At 42.5% G+C, this 16,695-nt stretch carries 16 protein-coding genes; 6 read left to right on the plus strand and 10 right to left on the minus strand.

The window, feature by feature from the left end; all coding sequences use genetic code 11:
• Positions 1–25: 25 nt before the first annotated feature.
• The 10 genes from MHH89_RS22000 to rpmH all read right to left on the minus strand — a co-directional run bounded on the left by MHH89_RS22000 (position 26) and on the right by rpmH (position 9,633).
• A complete protein-coding gene (locus tag MHH89_RS22000; protein ID WP_036677764.1) occupies positions 26–868 on the minus strand; it encodes a ParB/RepB/Spo0J family partition protein in 843 nt (280 codons plus the stop codon).
• On the minus strand, positions 861–1,622 hold the full coding sequence (locus MHH89_RS22005; protein ID WP_341088140.1) for a ParA family protein: 762 nt from the start codon (positions 1,620–1,622) through the stop codon (positions 861–863). The genes MHH89_RS22000 and MHH89_RS22005 overlap by 8 nt, the downstream gene beginning before the upstream one ends.
• A 178-nt stretch (positions 1,623–1,800) precedes the next feature.
• On the minus strand, positions 1,801–2,616 hold the full coding sequence (noc, locus tag MHH89_RS22010; RefSeq protein ID WP_036677760.1) for a nucleoid occlusion protein: 816 nt from the start codon (positions 2,614–2,616) through the stop codon (positions 1,801–1,803).
• A 414-nt stretch (positions 2,617–3,030) separates the two neighbouring features.
• Entirely contained in the window at positions 3,031–3,756 is a 726-nt protein-coding gene (rsmG, locus tag MHH89_RS22015; RefSeq protein WP_076218353.1) for a 16S rRNA (guanine(527)-N(7))-methyltransferase RsmG, read from the minus strand.
• Between the two features lie 3 nt (positions 3,757–3,759).
• Positions 3,760–5,646, minus strand: a complete 1,887-nt coding sequence (mnmG, locus tag MHH89_RS22020; RefSeq protein ID WP_036677754.1) for a tRNA uridine-5-carboxymethylaminomethyl(34) synthesis enzyme MnmG — start codon at positions 5,644–5,646, stop codon at positions 3,760–3,762.
• Between the two features lie 39 nt (positions 5,647–5,685).
• Entirely contained in the window at positions 5,686–7,062 is a 1,377-nt protein-coding gene (gene mnmE, locus MHH89_RS22025) for a tRNA uridine-5-carboxymethylaminomethyl(34) synthesis GTPase MnmE (protein ID WP_076124328.1), read from the minus strand.
• Between the two features lie 109 nt (positions 7,063–7,171).
• Positions 7,172–7,906, minus strand: a complete 735-nt coding sequence (jag, locus tag MHH89_RS22030; protein ID WP_036677749.1) for an RNA-binding cell elongation regulator Jag/EloR — start codon at positions 7,904–7,906, stop codon at positions 7,172–7,174.
• The gene (locus tag MHH89_RS22035; RefSeq protein WP_036677747.1) at positions 7,903–8,772 is read right to left on the minus strand and encodes a YidC/Oxa1 family membrane protein insertase; all 870 of its coding nucleotides are present in this window, start codon (positions 8,770–8,772) and stop codon (positions 7,903–7,905) included. The genes jag and MHH89_RS22035 overlap by 4 nt, the downstream gene beginning before the upstream one ends.
• Before the next feature lie 86 nt (positions 8,773–8,858).
• Positions 8,859–9,209: a ribonuclease P protein component gene (gene rnpA / locus MHH89_RS22040; RefSeq protein WP_036677842.1), complete on the minus strand. Its 351-nt coding sequence runs from the start codon at positions 9,207–9,209 to the stop codon at positions 8,859–8,861.
• A 289-nt stretch (positions 9,210–9,498) separates the two neighbouring features.
• Positions 9,499–9,633: a 50S ribosomal protein L34 gene (gene rpmH / locus MHH89_RS22045; protein ID WP_036677745.1), complete on the minus strand. Its 135-nt coding sequence runs from the start codon at positions 9,631–9,633 to the stop codon at positions 9,499–9,501.
• A gap of 675 nt (positions 9,634–10,308) precedes the next feature.
• Here rpmH and dnaA point away from each other — a divergent pair.
• The 6 genes from dnaA (at position 10,309) to gyrB (ending at position 16,637) form a co-directional block, all read left to right on the plus strand.
• The gene (gene dnaA / locus MHH89_RS22050) at positions 10,309–11,655 is read left to right on the plus strand and encodes a chromosomal replication initiator protein DnaA (protein ID WP_036677741.1); all 1,347 of its coding nucleotides are present in this window, start codon (positions 10,309–10,311) and stop codon (positions 11,653–11,655) included.
• A gap of 197 nt (positions 11,656–11,852) precedes the next feature.
• Positions 11,853–12,995: a DNA polymerase III subunit beta gene (gene dnaN / locus MHH89_RS22055; RefSeq protein WP_036677739.1), complete on the plus strand. Its 1,143-nt coding sequence runs from the start codon at positions 11,853–11,855 to the stop codon at positions 12,993–12,995.
• Between the two features lie 48 nt (positions 12,996–13,043).
• Positions 13,044–13,271, plus strand: a complete 228-nt coding sequence (gene yaaA, locus MHH89_RS22060) for a S4 domain-containing protein YaaA (RefSeq protein ID WP_036677736.1) — start codon at positions 13,044–13,046, stop codon at positions 13,269–13,271.
• A 23-nt stretch (positions 13,272–13,294) separates the two neighbouring features.
• The gene (recF, locus tag MHH89_RS22065) at positions 13,295–14,413 is read left to right on the plus strand and encodes a DNA replication/repair protein RecF (protein WP_036677733.1); all 1,119 of its coding nucleotides are present in this window, start codon (positions 13,295–13,297) and stop codon (positions 14,411–14,413) included.
• Positions 14,414–14,430: 17 nt separating this feature from the next.
• A complete protein-coding gene (gene remB, locus MHH89_RS22070; protein ID WP_036677731.1) occupies positions 14,431–14,679 on the plus strand; it encodes an extracellular matrix regulator RemB in 249 nt (82 codons plus the stop codon).
• Between the two features lie 47 nt (positions 14,680–14,726).
• Positions 14,727–16,637 carry a DNA topoisomerase (ATP-hydrolyzing) subunit B gene (gyrB, locus tag MHH89_RS22075; protein ID WP_036677726.1) on the plus strand — a complete coding sequence of 637 codons (1,911 nt, stop codon included), beginning with the start codon at positions 14,727–14,729 and terminating at the stop codon, positions 16,635–16,637.
• Positions 16,638–16,695: the final 58 nt, after the last annotated feature.

Consider the following 16,695-nt stretch of genomic DNA (forward strand, 5'->3'; position numbering starts at 1 on the left):
ATGTTCTCTTGGCATAGATACCCATTTAGTTACCCAATAATTCTAACAATCTTTCTAAGTCCTGCGCACTGTAGTAATTTAGTTCAATCTTCCCTTTTTCCTTACCTTGTTTTATCTTAACCGTTGTTTTAAACCGTTCACGTAATACTTCCTCTACATTATCAATATAGGGATCACGTTTAACAACTTTAATCTTTGTACCGTTCGTTGGCTTTCGATCCAGATTTTTCACTGTTTCTTCAAGCTCTCTTACGCTCCATTGCTGTTCCACGCATTGTTCAGCCAATTGTTTAATAACTTCCGGATCTTTCAGGGCAACAATAGCTCGTGCATGTCCCATAGACATTGTTCCACGTGAAACATATTCTTTTACTTCTTCCGGTAAAGTAAGCAATCTTAGGAAGTTAGCGATGTGTGATCTGGACTTTCCAACTTTAAGTGATAGCTCTTCTTGTGTGAGTGAAAATTGATCCATCAAACCTTGATAAGCAACTGCGATTTCCATTGCATTTAAATTTTCACGTTGCAAGTTCTCAATCAGGGCGATCTCCATGACCTGTTGATCACTTAGATTTCTTACGACTGCTGGAATCGTAGGTTTACCACAATATTGCGATGCCCGGAATCTGCGTTCACCGGCAATGATTTCATACCCCTTCAAAACACTCCGTACAATGATCGGTTGAATCACGCCATGTTGTCTGATGGACTCAGCCAATTCCTGGATTGCTTCTTCATTGAAATCCTTGCGTGGTTGATAAGGGTTAGCCCGTAATTGAGCTAATGGGATTTCTACTACCTTATCATCTTCATTAATAGATAAAGAAGGAATCAGAGCATCCAGACCTTTTCCTAAACGTTTACTCATAAGAAATCACTTCCTTTGCCAACTCTAAATACACTTCTGCTCCCTTTGAGCGAGGATCATAAGTAATAATGGATTGTCCATGAGACGGTGCCTCACTTAAGCGGACATTCCGAGGAATGATAGTTCTGTAAACTTTTTCCTGGAAATACTTTTTAACCTCTTCGATGACTTGGATCCCTAGATTCGTACGGGCATCCAACATGGTTAATAGTACTCCCTCTATTTTTAAATGCGGATTAAGATTTTTTTGTACTAGACGCACGGTGTTTAAAAGCTGACTCAACCCTTCGAGCGCATAATATTCACATTGAATCGGAATGATTACCGAATCAGCAGCTGTAAGGGAATTGATCGTCAAAATCCCAAGGGATGGAGGACAATCAATGATGATGTAGTCATAATTATTTTTAACCGCATTTAGGGCTTTTTTCAATTTCAACTCTCTGGAAATCGTTGATACTAATTCGATCTCCGCCCCTGCTAATTGAATGGTCGCCGGGATGATGTGCAGTCCTTCATTTTGAGTTTCAAGTATCGTTTCTAGAGAATTTACTTCATTAATGAGAATGTCATATATACAATTCGCTACGTCCGCCTTGTTGATGCCAACGCCGCTGGTAGTGTTACCTTGAGGATCGATATCAACTAGAAGCACTCTTTTTCCTAATGTAGCCATACCGGCACCTAGGTTCACAGAGGATGTTGTTTTACCGACACCGCCTTTTTGATTTGCTATGGCAATAATCTTGGACACTAATTTCACCTCGAATAGTTAGGAAGAATCTTCTCGTAGATCGCAAGTACAAACGGCCAAACTATGTTACTTTATATGAGCTAAAACTCTAAAATGCAGGACTGAGCAATACATCCTGGTTTAAGTCACACAAAAGGCGGCCAATCACTTTAAGGCCGCCTTCAGCTTTTGAAACAATTTATCTTTTGGGGATCTGGATTACAATCTCGTAATGGTCACCACGGTCATTTTCTGACGTTTTGATTTCCATACCTGAGCCTGACACCATATCAATAGATTGACGAATTGTATTAAGAGCTAGACGAACATCCTTGGTATAGGAGACCCGTTTTGACTTTTTAGTTTGCGAAACTTGTTTATAGAAAGCAATACGAGCTTCCGTCTGTTTAACATTTAATCCTTTTGCAATAATCTCTGCCAAAACTTTTAATTGCATTTCCACACTATCCAGTGATAAGAGTGAACGCGCATGTCTTTCGGAAATCTGACGTTCCATCAACGCTGTCTTAACCTCTTCAGGTAAGTGGAGTAAACGAATCTTATTCGCAATAGTCGACTGACTCTTGCCTAAGCGTTGTGCTAAGCTTTCTTGTGTTAATTGATGAAGATCAATTAACTTCTGATAAGCGACAGCTTCTTCTATGGAGGTCAAACCTTCACGCTGTAGATTTTCTATGAGCGCAATAGATGCAGCCTGAGAATCATTGAACTCACGGACAATAGCAGGGATCGTCTCTAAACCAAGCTTTTTAACTGCCCGCCAGCGCCGTTCACCTGCGATGATCTCATATATGGAATCTCGCATACGTACAACAATAGGCTGAATGACACCATGAGTTTTAATTGTCTGACATAACTCATCAATTTTGTCATCATCGAATATAGTCCGTGGTTGGTAAGGACTGCTAACGACCTCATGAACTGGTATTTGTTTGATTTCTTCTCCGCTGCTCCGCTCGTTAAACCCAAATAGCTTGGTAAATTGTTCTTTCATTCCGTTCATAACCACCTAATTTCGTTATAGTACGATCTTCTTGACCTTCTTCACGGAAAGCATATCGTACAGCAATCTAAAACATTCTGATATTATGGAATTACCTGTAATGAACAGGCATCATAATCTCTCCTTCTTTCGAACAAGAGTACAGAGAAGGAGTTATATACAAAATTAAAGTCTACTATGCTATTCTATCACTTTTCTCCACATAATCATATTCTCCGTAAAGACCTATTTTTCCTGCATTTTTACAGGTGCAACAACCAAATCAGCTTATAAATCTAATTTTTATCTAATTTGATATTTATCGATTTTTGTTATCATCATCTTCATAAAAAAAGAGCATTCCCTTTGTTCAAAGAGAATGCTCCTAAAGGAACTTTGAGTATCGGCAATGTTTCACGTGAAACATTATTTTATCAATGGCATTTTGGCAGGAATTCCCGCTTTTCTTGGGTATTTAGCTGGTGTTGCTCCTGTCTTCCGGATCATAACAATATGTCGATCCGACTCCTCCACTGGTAAGCTGAACGACTCCACTTTGCTGAGTTCAGCACGAAGCTCTTTTAAGCTGTACTTAGCTTCGCTTAATTCCTCTGAGGGATCGCTGCCCTTCATTGCAGCGAACACCCCATCTTTGCGTGTGAAGGGAAGACAAAATTCATTCAATAAAGACAGTCTTGCTACCGCACGTGCTGTAACCAAATCATAGGCATCACGATGAGTGAACTTGCGCGCGACATCCTCTGCCCGCCCATGGATCAATTGTACATCAGTTAATCCCAATGTCGTACTTACATGCTGCAGAAATGAAATTCGTTTATTGAGCGAATCAACAATCGTTAGCTTCAAATGAGGAAAACATATTTTAAGTGGGATTCCTGGAAACCCAGCTCCTGAACCGATATCTGCGAGATTGGTGATCTCGTTAATATCAAGGAAAAAAGCTAATGAAATAGAATCATAGAAATGCTTCGTATATACCTGCTCTCGCTCAGTTATACCCGTGAGATTCATTTTTTCATTCCAGGTTACGAGTTCCTTATAATACAGATCAAATTGTGCTAACTGTTCTGCTGTAAGGGATATGCCTCGTTCCTGTAATAGTTGTGTGAATTGAACTTCCGTATTATCCATAGCTTATCCTTTCGCCGCGGTTACCCGGTTGTAATGCTCAAGATATACAAGAAGAATGGAAATATCAGCAGGTGTAACTCCCGCAATCCGAGAAGCCTGCCCGATAGAGATCGGGTGAATCTTAGTCAGCTTCTGCCGCGCTTCCATCGCTAATCCATGGATTTCATTATAATTAATGTCATCTGGAATTTTTTTCTTCTCCATCTTTTGCAGGCGCTCCACATGTTGAAGTTGTTTTTCTATATATCCGGCATATTTAATTTGGATTTCTACTTGCTCCTTCATTTCTGCATCCAGCATCTCTGGTGATGGTGATACTTGATCAACAAAACTATATACAAGCTCTGGGCGCCGCATCAGAACAAGCAAATTACTGCCATCTACAATAGGTGCCGATTCATATTGCGCTAGTACTTGGTTTACATCAACAGGTTTAACCTTTGTTTCTTGCAGACGAACAATTTCACGCTCCACCCGTTCTTTCTTATCTGTGAAGTTATCGAAACGCTCCTGTGTGATCAAACCAATGTCATAACCGATAGGTGTAAGTCTTAGATCTGCATTGTCATGGCGAAGCAACAAACGATATTCTGCACGTGAAGTAAGCAGACGGTAAGGTTCATTCGTTCCCTTAGTCACGAGATCATCAATGAGTACACCAATGTATCCCTGTGAACGATCTAGGATTACGGGTTCTTTGTCTTGCACTTTGCGTGCTGCATTAATTCCAGCCATAACCCCTTGGCCTGCTGCTTCCTCATAACCGGAAGTGCCATTGATTTGTCCAGCAGTGAACAGACCTGGAAGACGTTTGGTTTCAAGAGATGGCCATAGCTGTGTAGGAACCATTGCATCATATTCAATAGCATAGCCGTTACGCATCATCTCTACCTTTTCCATACCAGGAATGGAACGTAAGATAGCTAGCTGTACATCCTCAGGAAGACTAGTGGACAGACCTTGTACATAGTATTCCGATGTATTTTTTCCCTCTGGCTCTAAAAAGATCTGATGCTTAGATTTATCACTGAATCTTACGACCTTATCTTCTATAGAAGGGCAATAACGTGGGCCAGTTCCTTCGATAATACCTGTGAACATCGGCGCACGATGAAGGTTATCATTAATAATCTGATGAGTAACCTCAGAGGTATACGTTAACCAACAAGGAAGCTGTTCGTTATCGGATGATTTCGTTTCGAACGAAAAGAATTTCGGTTCATCGTCCCCTGGTTGAATTTCTGTCTTAGAGAAATCGATCGTATCACGATGTACACGTGGTGGAGTACCTGTTTTAAAACGAACCAATTCAAACCCAAGCTCCCGTAAGTTCTCAGAAAGCTTGACGGATGGCTGTTGATTGTTAGGTCCACTTTCATATGTTAGCTCACCCATAATCACTTTACCACGCAGGTAAGTACCTGTTGTCAGGATAACAGTCTTACTATGGTATTCGGTTCCGGTCTTCGTAACTACACCTACACAACGTCCATCCTCAACGATTAAACGCTCAACCATCCCTTGACGAAGTGTCAAATTAGGCGTTTTCTCCATAGTTTCCTTCATTGTATGTTGATAAAGGAATTTATCAGCTTGTGCACGTAAAGCATGTACAGCTGGTCCTTTACCTGTATTCAGCATACGCAGTTGAATGAATGTCTTATCTATATTGCGGCCCATTTCTCCGCCAAGCGCATCAATTTCACGCACTACATGTCCTTTGGCAGGTCCGCCTATGGACGGATTGCAGGGCATGAATGCAACCATATCCAGGTTAATTGTGATCATTAACGTACTGCAACCCATCCGGGCTGCAGCCAGTGCTGCTTCACAGCCAGCATGACCAGCGCCAATGACGATAACGTCATAGTTGCCTCCATCATAACTCATGTCCTGTTTCCCCCTTGAAATTATAATAAATCGTGAATCTTATTTTCCTAAACAAAATTGTGAGAATATTTGGTCTAACAAAGAGTCAGCTGCAGTATCGCCAATTATTTCCCCAAGCTGTTCCCATGCGAGCCGTACATCGATTTGAATCATATCAATCGGTATATACTGTTCTGCAGCATCGTATGCATCTTGAAGTGATTTATAGGCTTTTTTGAGCAGGGCTATATGTCTCACATTACTCACATATGTCAAGTCACCCGATTCCAGCTTTCCACCAAAAAAGAGTGTCGAAATGGCATCTTCAAGTTTGTCTAGACCTTCCTCTTCCAGAACGGACATCGGTACAATGTTAGACTCTTCAAAAAATGAGAGCAACTTATCCTTATCCAGTTTGGGCGGTAAGTCCATTTTATTCATGATTACTAGGCACTGTCTACCGTGGATTTGTTCCATCAATGCCAATTCATCCTCATGCAGCTCTTCATTAGCATTCAGCACAAGTAGAATCAGGTCGGCGTCACTAACTGCCGCTTTGGAGCGCTCCACCCCAATTTTCTCAACAACATCCATCGTTTCACGAATTCCCGCTGTATCGAGCAGCTTAAGCGGTATATTATTTATCGTTATAAATTCTTCTATTACATCACGTGTTGTTCCTGGAATATCTGTTACAATCGCTTTGTTATCACGCGCTAATGCGTTTAGCAATGATGATTTACCAACGTTCGGACGTCCGACAATAGCTGTCGTAATCCCTTCACGAAGTATTTTTCCTTCATTAGATGTCTTAAGCAGCTTTGTTATTCCCTCCATAACCTCACTGCTTTTATCTTTAATAAATTCAGCTGTCATGGATTCTACATCATGTTCTGGATAATCTATATTCACTTCAATATGAGCCAGCATCTCAATAAGTGTATGGCGTAAAGCATGAATTCGATCCGATAAGGATCCGCTAACCTGTTTTAAAGCTACAGAAAAAGCCCGGTCAGACTTAGAGCGAATCAGATCAATAACAGCCTCAGCCTGCGATAAATCGATACGTCCGCCCAAGAAAGCACGCTTGGTGAACTCCCCCGGCTCGGCTAACCTTATCTCCTGCTGCAGAAGTAAGTCCATCACTCTTCTTACAGAAATTACACCGCCATGAGCACTGATCTCTACTACATCCTCTGTCGTAAAAGAACGTGGTCCTTTCATAACGGTTACCAACACTTCTTCCATCTTCTCTCCGTTATCAGGACTGACGATATGTCCGTAATGAACGGTATGCGATTCCGCTTCAGTTAATGGAACTCGGCTACGAAATAATGGTGCCACTTGGGAAATAGCCTGTGGGCCACTTACCCGAATAATAGCAATTCCTCCCTCGCCTAATGCCGTCGATACGGCAGCAATGGTGTCACTAAGCATGCTGTTTTTCACCCCAAAACTTATATTTTTTGAATAGAAACGTTCTTTTATTTTTAAAAAAACAATGACCCCTTACATTGGTCAAGGAGTCATTGCATCCATATAGTCTTTACTTCAAGGTTATAACGACGCGGCGATTTGGCTCTTCGCCTTTACTGAGGGTACTCACTTGCCGGTGATCCTGTAACCTGGAGTGGATAATCTTGCGCTCCTGAGGAGACATTGGCTCCAATACAACCTCTTTACGAGTGCGAATTACACGTCCGGCTAAACGATCAGCCAGCTCTTCAAGCGTTTTTTTACGGCGCTCACGGAAGTTCTCTGCATCTAACACAAGCCGTATAAAACTGTCGGAATAACGGTTAGCTACAATATTAGCCAAATACTGTAGAGCATCGAGAGTTTGTCCTCTTCTGCCAATTAACAGTCCCAAATCTGGACCGGAAATTTGCAGAATCGTGGATTCCTTGGTGTGGACGATTTCTACCTCCACTTCGAGCCCCATGCTCTTAGCGACATCCACAATGAAATGAACGGCTTCTTGGTAAGCTTCCTCCACCGGTTGTCCGGAATCTTGGCGTGGCACACCGCCGATGGCCTCCTGTTTGCTCTCTCTTGCTGACTGTTGAGGCAGTGACGGAGCACTCGCCGCTGATGCCGGTGCGGCTTCGGCTATCAAGGTTAGTTCAACCTTGGCACCTTTCGCACCGATCAATCCCAGGAATCCTCTTGATGGCTGCTCAAGTACGTTGACCGTTACCCGGTCCTTTTGAACTCCAAGCTGGGTCAGTCCCCGTTCTACAGCTTCTTCAATGGTTTTCCCTGTTGCGACGACTTTGCTCATTTTGACTTTTTGGCTCCCTTCGATGACTTGTTGCCGCCTTTGCTCTTCGGAGCAGGACTGGAGTCATCTGTACTTTTTACAGCACTTGCGATTGCCAATTTGTGTTTATCGTTGTTGCGGTATAAGAAGTAGTTCTGAATAATAGTGTAAAGGTTACTGTACACCCAGTATAATGGCAAGGCTGCAGGGAAGTTGTACGACATCACGAAGATCAGAACTGGATAGATCATCATCATGAACTGCATTGGCCCTTGTTGTTGCACTGGGTTCATTTTGGTCATCATTCTAGTTTGAATAAATGTTGTTAATGCTGCTAGCACTGGCAAGATAAACAGATGATCCGGTTTACCTAGCTCCAGCCACAAGAAGGTATGCTCCCGTAGATGTGGATTATAGTAGATCGAGTTGTAGAGAGCGATAAAGATAGGCATTTGTACGATCAGCGGTAAACAACCCGCCATTGGGTTAACCTTATTTTCTTGGAACAAACGCATTGTTTCTTGCTGCACCTTTTCAGGTGTGTCTTTATATTTTTTCTGGATCTTTTGGAGTTCCGGTTGAATGGCTTGCATTGCACGCGAGCTCTTCACCTGTTTAATAGTAAGCGGAAGAATCAACGTGCGGACAATAATAACCATCACAAGTACGGCTAAACCATATTCTCCGTTAAACCAATCTGCAAACTTGTCCAAGGCAATGGCGAAATAATACACTACATTACTTTGCCAGAAGCCTCCATTCTTCAAATCCTCCGTAGTGTGCGTGACAGCAGTCGACGGAGCGCATCCCGACAGAACAGCTAACGACAACACCATTACCGTGATGAGGAGAAACCATTTTCCTCGTCTAGTCTTCATTAGAGACACTTCAAAACCCCTCTCTTAAACATTCCATTCCACCGTAAATCATACCATAATTATGAATACAAATAAACAAGCCTCTTAAGCACCCTTTATTTGCGGGAAGCCTTGAGTAGCTTGGCTTTACGAAGCACATGCAGCACACTTTTTTCGAGCTCTGCATACTCCATGGAAAGCGCTCCTTTTCTTACGATAAACACCATGTCTAAGCCACCTGCAATCTCAGGTTCATGGTGACGGACGATTTCCTTAACTAATCTTCTCATACGGTTACGGACAACCGCGTTTCCGACCTTTTTGCTAACAGACACACCTACTCTAAATCGCTCTACCTCTTTTTTGCCAAACCAATACACTACAAATTGATGATTCGCAAATGACTTCCCATGGCGGTATACACGACTGAAGTCGGCACGGTTTCGTAAACGTAACTTTTTGTGCACGGGAATCTCCTTCATAAAAATCCGGTTTAAGTGTCCCTCCGAATTTTTTCTTCTAATAGTATAGGCATTTGCAAGCAGCCATAAACGACTACATTTGCTGTGCTGAAATTAAGCTTCTATATATAGTAGGAAAAATAATTTCAACTTCTCACAAAATATTTCTCAATATACGTTAAATAGCCCCGCAAAGTGTAGCTAGCGCATTAAGCGAGATCCTAGACTTTTGCAGAGCAATAATAATAAAAAGCAGTAAAAAAAGACCACCGCAGTGGTCCCTTAGTGGCCTAACTTACGCACTCAAAACTTTTCTGCCTTTCAAGCGGCGAGCTGCCAGCACTTTACGGCCGTTTTTCGTGCTCATTCTTTTACGGAAACCGTGAACCTTACTACGTTTGCTCACATTTGGTCTAAATGTCGGTCTCATAATTGCACCTCCCTTACAGGAACTTAATTACTGTCATATAAGCAGAAACGGACTAAGCCGTCCTTATAGTAGGGACAGTATCTACAAGAATCATCATTTTTATATATCGAGACATATCCTTACAGAAAACACCTTTATATATTTAAACATATTTTATGAGCAAAAGTCAACCTAGTAACCGGCTTGTTCCTCCCCCTCAAGCTCAGGTGTTTATCCACAACTCTCCCCAGGAAAAAAGTAATCCACAAGATATGACAGTTATCCACCTGTGATCAAAAAATAAAGTCGACTACTCACAGTTGAGCACAACCTGTGTATAAAATTATCGAACCTTTGGCGTAAAGTGTCGAACCGTAAACAAATTATCAACAATATGTAGTGGTGTTCCTAATAATTGTACACAAGTGCTTGAATTTGTGGATAAAATAGCCCTGCTCATTGAAAAACAAGGGGCGTTTTGCTATGATGGTATTACTTTTGAATGTGAATAGATTTGTTTGTTCTCTTAATTATCAACAAGCTGTGGATAAAGTTGTGAACAAATCAAATTTATCCATATTTTTTTGTCTCTTCATATTGCCTACTGGGGATAAATATCAGCACCAACCTATTTTCTTCGACATTTCCACTTCATGGCTGATGCCACATTTGGAAGATTTAAAGGAGTGACAGTCTGTGGACAGCCATACTTCCGAATTATGGCAGCAAATTTTATCGATTATTCAAACCAAATTAAGCAAGCCGAGCTTTGATACCTGGTTTAAGGCTACTAAAGCGATAACCTTCAACTCCCAGGTTCTCATTATCTCGGCACCTACAACGTTTGCAGTAGAATGGCTGGAAAGTCGTTACACCAAACTGGTAGGAGCAACCGTCTACGAAGTCACAGGGAAACAAGTGGATGTAAAATTCGTGATTGAAGAAAGCAAGCCGCCTGAGCTTGTGGTTCAACAATCCGCTCCGACTCCCGTAGTATCAAGAGAAGAAGCACAAACGCATCTGCTCAATCCAAAGTACACTTTTGACACCTTTGTAATCGGCTCTGGGAACCGCTTTGCGCATGCAGCCTCACTGGCAGTGGCCGAAGCACCAGCCAAAGCATACAATCCCTTGTTTTTATACGGTGGTGTAGGTCTGGGCAAAACCCATTTGATGCACGCAATTGGGCACTATGTCCTGGAACATAACCCAAATAACAAGGTAATTTACATCTCGTCTGAGAAATTCACGAATGAATTTATCAATTCGATCCGTGATAACCGCGGTGAAAGCTTCCGTAACAAGTATCGTAATGTTGACATTTTGCTTATCGACGACATTCAATTCCTCGCTGGAAAAGAGTCTACACAGGAGGAGTTTTTCCATACTTTCAATGCGCTCCACGAAGAACGCAAGCAAATTATCATCTCCAGCGACCGACCACCAAAGGAAATTCCCACACTGGAAGAACGGCTGCGTTCCCGGTTCGAATGGGGCTTGATTACGGATATTCAACCACCAGATCTGGAGACCCGGATTGCGATTTTACGCAAAAAGGCTAAGGCAGAGAACCTTGATATCCCTAATGAGGCCATGATGTATATTGCCAACCAGATTGACACCAATATTCGTGAGCTTGAGGGTGCATTAATCCGGGTAGTTGCTTATTCTTCGCTTACCAACCAGGATGTAACCACTCATTTGGCAGCTGAAGCGCTCAAGGATATTATTCCTTCCAGTCGTCCCAAGATGATCACCATCGCTGATATTCAGCAAAAAGTCGGAGAATACTACAATTTGCGCCTTGAAGACTTCAAAGCACGCAAAAGAACCAAAGCCGTAGCGTTTCCACGTCAAATCGCAATGTATCTATCCCGTGAACTAACGGATTATTCGCTGCCTAAGATTGGTGAGGCTTTCGGAGGACGTGACCATACAACCGTAATTCATGCGCACGATAAAATTACACAGGCATTAAAGGTCGATCAGGAGTTGTACAAAGTGGTAAATAATCTTGCGGAGAAAATTAAAAATCCTTCCTAAGAGGAACAAAGAGCCTATACACAATCTATACACATGTGGGTAGGCTTAATTTTATGCTGTTTGGTGGGGTTATCCACATATTCGTCGCCCCTACTACTAATACTATTAAATAACTATAATAATTCATCATGTAAAGACGTGTAATTAACAGACTCAAATCCATCGAAATTCCCAATTTTTCAGCTAGGAGTGAAATCATGAAAATAAGCATTCTTAAAAATGAGCTCAACGAATCCATTCAACACGTATCCAAAGCTATATCCAGCAGAACAACAATCCCTATTTTGACCGGTATTAAACTGGAAGTTAGCCATCAAGGCGTCACATTAACTGCAAGTGATACCGATATTTCTATTCAATCGTTTATTCCAGCAGAGAATGACAGCCACACCATCGTGAAGATAGATCAGCCAGGAAGTGTTGTCCTTCCCGCTAAATTTTTCGTCGAGATTATTAAGAAGCTGCCCTCCAAAGAAATCCACATGGAAGTAAAAGAAGGATTCCAAACGTACATTTCTTCCGGATCCACTGAGATTCAGATGGTAGGTTTAGACCCTGAAGAATTCCCAGTGTTACCGAGCATTGAAGAGAATGACACGATCTCTCTACCAGGTGATTTGCTGAAAAATATGATTAAACAAACAGCCTTTTCTATTTCTACCCAAGAGACAACTCCGATATTAACGGGTATACTATGGAATCTGAGCGACAATGAGTTTAAGTTTACAGCGACTGACCGTCACCGCTTGGCAACAAGAGCTGCTAAACTTGAAGGCACGGAAAATGTCAATTTCGGAAATATTGTTATTGCCGGTAAAACCCTTAATGAGCTCAGCAAAATTATCCCTGACCAAAATATGCTGGTTGATATTGTCGTTGCGGATAATCAAGTACTCTTCAAAATCGACAAAGTACTGTTTTATTCACGGATCCTAGATGGGATTTATCCTGATACTTCTAGAATTATTCCAACAACCTACAAAACAGAACTAACTTTAGATACAAAAAAATTAAGCGAATCGATTGATCGTGCTTATTTGCTGTCCCGGGAAGAAAAAACAAATATTGTTCGTATGCAGACGCTTGATCAAGGCGGTATTGAAATTTCTTCAAGCTCATCAGAGCTGGGTAAGGTTCGCGAGGAACTTGAAGTCATTGATTTCAAAGGTGAACCTCTCAAAATATCTTTCAACTCGAAATATATGCTTGATGTATTAAAGGTCATAGAGAGTGAGCAGCTCGTTATTGCATTTACAGGGATGATGAGTCCGATCATTTTGAAACCACTTGACCAAACCAATAGCTTGTATATCATTTTGCCTTACCGTACAACAAATTAATGCCAACATTCATGAACATGTGGATAAGTGGCTGAAAGGATAAAAACCATGAAAAAAATACTTATCCACAGTGGATACATTAAGCTGGACCAATTTCTGAAACTCGCAGATTGTGTATCCACAGGTGGAATGGCCAAAGCTTTATTGCAGGAAGGTCACGTATTGGTCAACGGAGAGGTAGAGGAACGGCGCGGCAGAAAACTTTATCCGGGTGACAAAATCGAAGTGCAGGATAACGGTACCTTTGAGGTTGAAGGCGGAGGAGTAAAAGAGTAGTACGCTAGGGGAGGAACCATTTCGTGTTTGTTAAAAATATCGGTCTGCAGCATTATCGGAATTACGGGCTGCTGCGTCTGGAGAGCCTGGGCGATGTGAATCTGATTCTGGGTCAGAACGCCCAAGGCAAAACAAACCTCATGGAGGCATTGTTCGTCCTGGCGATGACCAAAAGCCACCGCACCTCTAAGGACCGCGAACTTATCTCCTTCGATGCCCCCGGAGATGCAGCTCAGATCGTTGCCGAGGTGGAACGCAAGTATGGCGATCTCAAGCTGGAGCTCACCCTATCTGCCAAAGGTAAAAAAGCCAAGATCAATGGTTTGGAGCAGCGGCGCCTTAGTGAGTTTGTTGGATCTCTGAATGTGGTCATGTTTGCACCGGAAGATTTAGAGATTGTAAAAGGGACCCCTGGTATCAGACGGCGTTTTCTTGATATGGAGATCGGCCAAGTCCAGCCTAGTTATCTATTTCACCTACAGCAGTATCAAAAAATTCTCTTGCAAAGAGGTAATCTCTTAAAGCAATTATGGGGAAAAGAGGCTGCAGGGAAAGAGCTTCTGGAAATCTGGGATGCTCAACTTGTAGAGCATGGTGTTAAAATCGTCAAAAAAAGGAAACAATTCATAAAGAAGCTGCAAATATGGGCTGAAAGCATTCACCGGGGGATTACGAACGGCGGAGAAGAACTGAAATTGCTCTATGTCCCCTCTTTCGGCGATCGGGATGAGGAAGATGAAGCTGTCTTATTAGACAATTTTATGTTAAAGTTATCACAAACGAGAGAACAAGAAATCAGGCGCGGCATGACGCTGACGGGTCCCCATCGGGATGACCTGTCCTTTTTTATCAACGGAAGGGAAGCTCAGGTCTACGGTTCTCAAGGACAGCAGCGTACCACGGCTTTATCGCTTAAGCTGGCGGAAATCGAGCTGATCCATGAGGAAATCGGAGAATATCCTGTGCTGCTTCTTGATGATGTTTTATCCGAGCTTGATCCTTACCGCCAGACCCAGCTTATTGAAACCTTTCAAAGCAAGGTACAGACATTCATTACCGCTACCGGAATTGAGGGTCTGAATGCCGATAAATTAAAGGGCGCCAGCCTATTTCATGTTCATGATGGAAAAGTTGAGTTATAAAAGAGCGGAGGACGATCATGTATATTCATTTGGGCGGGGAGAAGATCATTAGGTCTTCGGAGTTAATTGCTATATTTGATATTTCGATTGAGAAATCTTCCAAGGTATCTAAGCAATTCGTTATTCACTCTGAGCAGGATAAGAAGCTTGAGCGGATTGGCGAAGAGGAAGCAAAATCTATTGTCGTAACTAAAAATATCGTGTATTACTCCCCCATTTCCTCCTCCACTCTTAAAAAAAGAGCCAAAATTTTGCTCGAAATATAACTTGCATTGGGTAACAAAGAGATAATCAGAAAGAAGTAGGTGAAGGCATGTCAATGAATCAACCGACATATGATGAGAGCCAGATTCAGGTACTGGAAGGGCTGGAAGCGGTTCGGAAACGTCCGGGCATGTATATTGGTTCGACTAGTTCTAAAGGTCTCCATCACTTGGTATGGGAGGTCGTCGATAATAGTATCGATGAGGCACTCGCAGGTTATTGTGACCGGATTCAAGTGATTATACATGAGGATAACGCGATCACTGTTATCGATAATGGACGTGGCATACCTGTAGGTGAGAATGTAAAGCTTAAGAAGTCGACGCTTGAAGTCGTAATGACCGTGCTGCATGCAGGCGGTAAATTCGGCGGTGGCGGATATAAAGTTTCCGGTGGTTTGCATGGCGTGGGTATCTCTGTAGTGAATGCCTTGTCTGAAAAGGTCCTTGTTAAGGTCAAACGTGACGGTCATATCTACCAACAGGAATATAGACGTGGTGCACCGCAGTATGACATCAAAATCGTTGGCGATTCAGATGAGACAGGAACGACTACAACCTTTCATCCGGATCCTGAAATATTTACGGAAACCACAGTTTTTGAATATTCGACACTGCTTACTCGTATTCGGGAGTTGGCTTTTCTTAACAAAGGAATCGAGCTTTCACTTCATGATGAGCGGACGGATGTCACCAACGTGTTCAAATACGAGGGTGGTATCGTTGAATATGTGAAATATTTGAATGAGAAAAAAGAAGCACTACATGAGGATCCGATCTACGTGGAAGGCTCACGCGATATGATCCAAGTTGAAGTGGCTCTCCAATATAACGATTCGTATACTGAGAACATCTACTCTTTTGCGAATAATATTAATACGCATGAGGGCGGAACGCATGAATCCGGCTTTAAAAGTGCGCTGACCCGTATCATCAACGATTATGCTCGTAAAGCGGGAGTACTGAAGGATAGCAATTCGAATCTGACTGGTGATGACGTGCGTGAAGGATTGACAGCCATTATTTCTGTCAAAATTCCAGATCCACAATTCGAAGGTCAAACGAAAACTAAGCTCGGAAATAGTGAAGTGCGGGGTATCGTAGAATCACTGTTCGGAGAGAAATTACAAGAGTTCCTGGAAGAAAACCCAGCAGTGTCACGTCGCGTTCTTGAGAAATCACTTTCCGCTTCGCGCGCGCGAGAAGCTGCTCGTAAGGCACGTGAGTTAACCCGTCGGAAGAGTGCGCTTGAAGTCAGTGCTCTGCCTGGTAAACTCGCCGACTGTTCATCCAAGGATGCCTCGATCAGCGAACTATACATCGTCGAAGGTGACTCAGCGGGTGGATCGGCTAAGCAAGGACGGGATCGCCATTTCCAAGCGATTCTACCGTTGCGTGGTAAGATCCTAAACGTTGAAAAAGCTCGCCTTGACCGTATTTTATCTAACGCCGAGATCCGCGCCATCATTACGGCTTTGGGCACAGGGATCAGCGATGACTTTGACTTATCGAAGGCTCGCTACCATAAAGTCGTTATTATGACCGATGCCGACGTCGATGGAGCCCATATTAGAACGCTATTATTAACGTTCTTCTATCGTTACATGCGGAAGCTAGTAGACGCGGGTTATATCTATATTGCACAGCCTCCTCTCTTTAAGATTGAGCGCAATAAGGTTATCCGCTACGCAGGCAGCGAGAAGGAACGCGATGATATTATCGCTTCTTTTGGAGAAAATGCTAAGGTTAACGTCCAACGTTACAAAGGTTTGGGAGAGATGAATGCAACCCAACTTTGGGACACAACGATGGACCCTGAGACCCGTATGATGCTCCAGGTTACGATTGAAGATGCGATGCTGGCAGATAGTATTTTTGATACACTTATGGGTGACAATGTTGAACCAAGACGTGACTTTATCCATGAGCATGCCAAGAACGTTAGATACCTTGATGTGTAAGAACAATATTTAATACAACCTCCGGCTTCTATTCCTAACGGAATGAGAACGCTGGAGG

The organism is Paenibacillus sp. FSL H7-0323, assembly GCF_038002725.1.
Lineage (GTDB): Bacteria > Bacillota > Bacilli > Paenibacillales > Paenibacillaceae > Paenibacillus_AQ > Paenibacillus_AQ odorifer.

Bases quoted from the DNA above. Each gene is read 5' to 3' on its own strand.
- MHH89_RS22000 (WP_036677764.1), bottom strand. From the start codon at position 868: ATGAGTAAACGTTTAGGAAAAGGTCTGGATGCTCTGATTCCTTCTTTA.
- noc (WP_036677760.1), bottom strand. From the start codon at position 2,616: ATGAAAGAACAATTTACCAAGCTATTTGGGTTTAACGAGCGGAGCAGC.
- rsmG (WP_076218353.1), bottom strand. From the start codon at position 3,756: ATGGATAATACGGAAGTTCAATTCACACAACTATTACAGGAACGAGGC.
- mnmG (WP_036677754.1), bottom strand. From the start codon at position 5,646: ATGAGTTATGATGGAGGCAACTATGACGTTATCGTCATTGGCGCTGGT.
- mnmE (WP_076124328.1), bottom strand. From the start codon at position 7,062: ATGCTTAGTGACACCATTGCTGCCGTATCGACGGCATTAGGCGAGGGA.
- jag (WP_036677749.1), bottom strand. From the start codon at position 7,906: ATGAGCAAAGTCGTCGCAACAGGGAAAACCATTGAAGAAGCTGTAGAA.
- rpmH (WP_036677745.1), bottom strand. From the start codon at position 9,633: ATGAGACCGACATTTAGACCAAATGTGAGCAAACGTAGTAAGGTTCAC.
- dnaN (WP_036677739.1), top strand. From the start codon at position 11,853: ATGAAAATAAGCATTCTTAAAAATGAGCTCAACGAATCCATTCAACAC.
- yaaA (WP_036677736.1), top strand. From the start codon at position 13,044: ATGAAAAAAATACTTATCCACAGTGGATACATTAAGCTGGACCAATTT.
- remB (WP_036677731.1), top strand. From the start codon at position 14,431: ATGTATATTCATTTGGGCGGGGAGAAGATCATTAGGTCTTCGGAGTTA.
- gyrB (WP_036677726.1), top strand. From the start codon at position 14,727: ATGTCAATGAATCAACCGACATATGATGAGAGCCAGATTCAGGTACTG.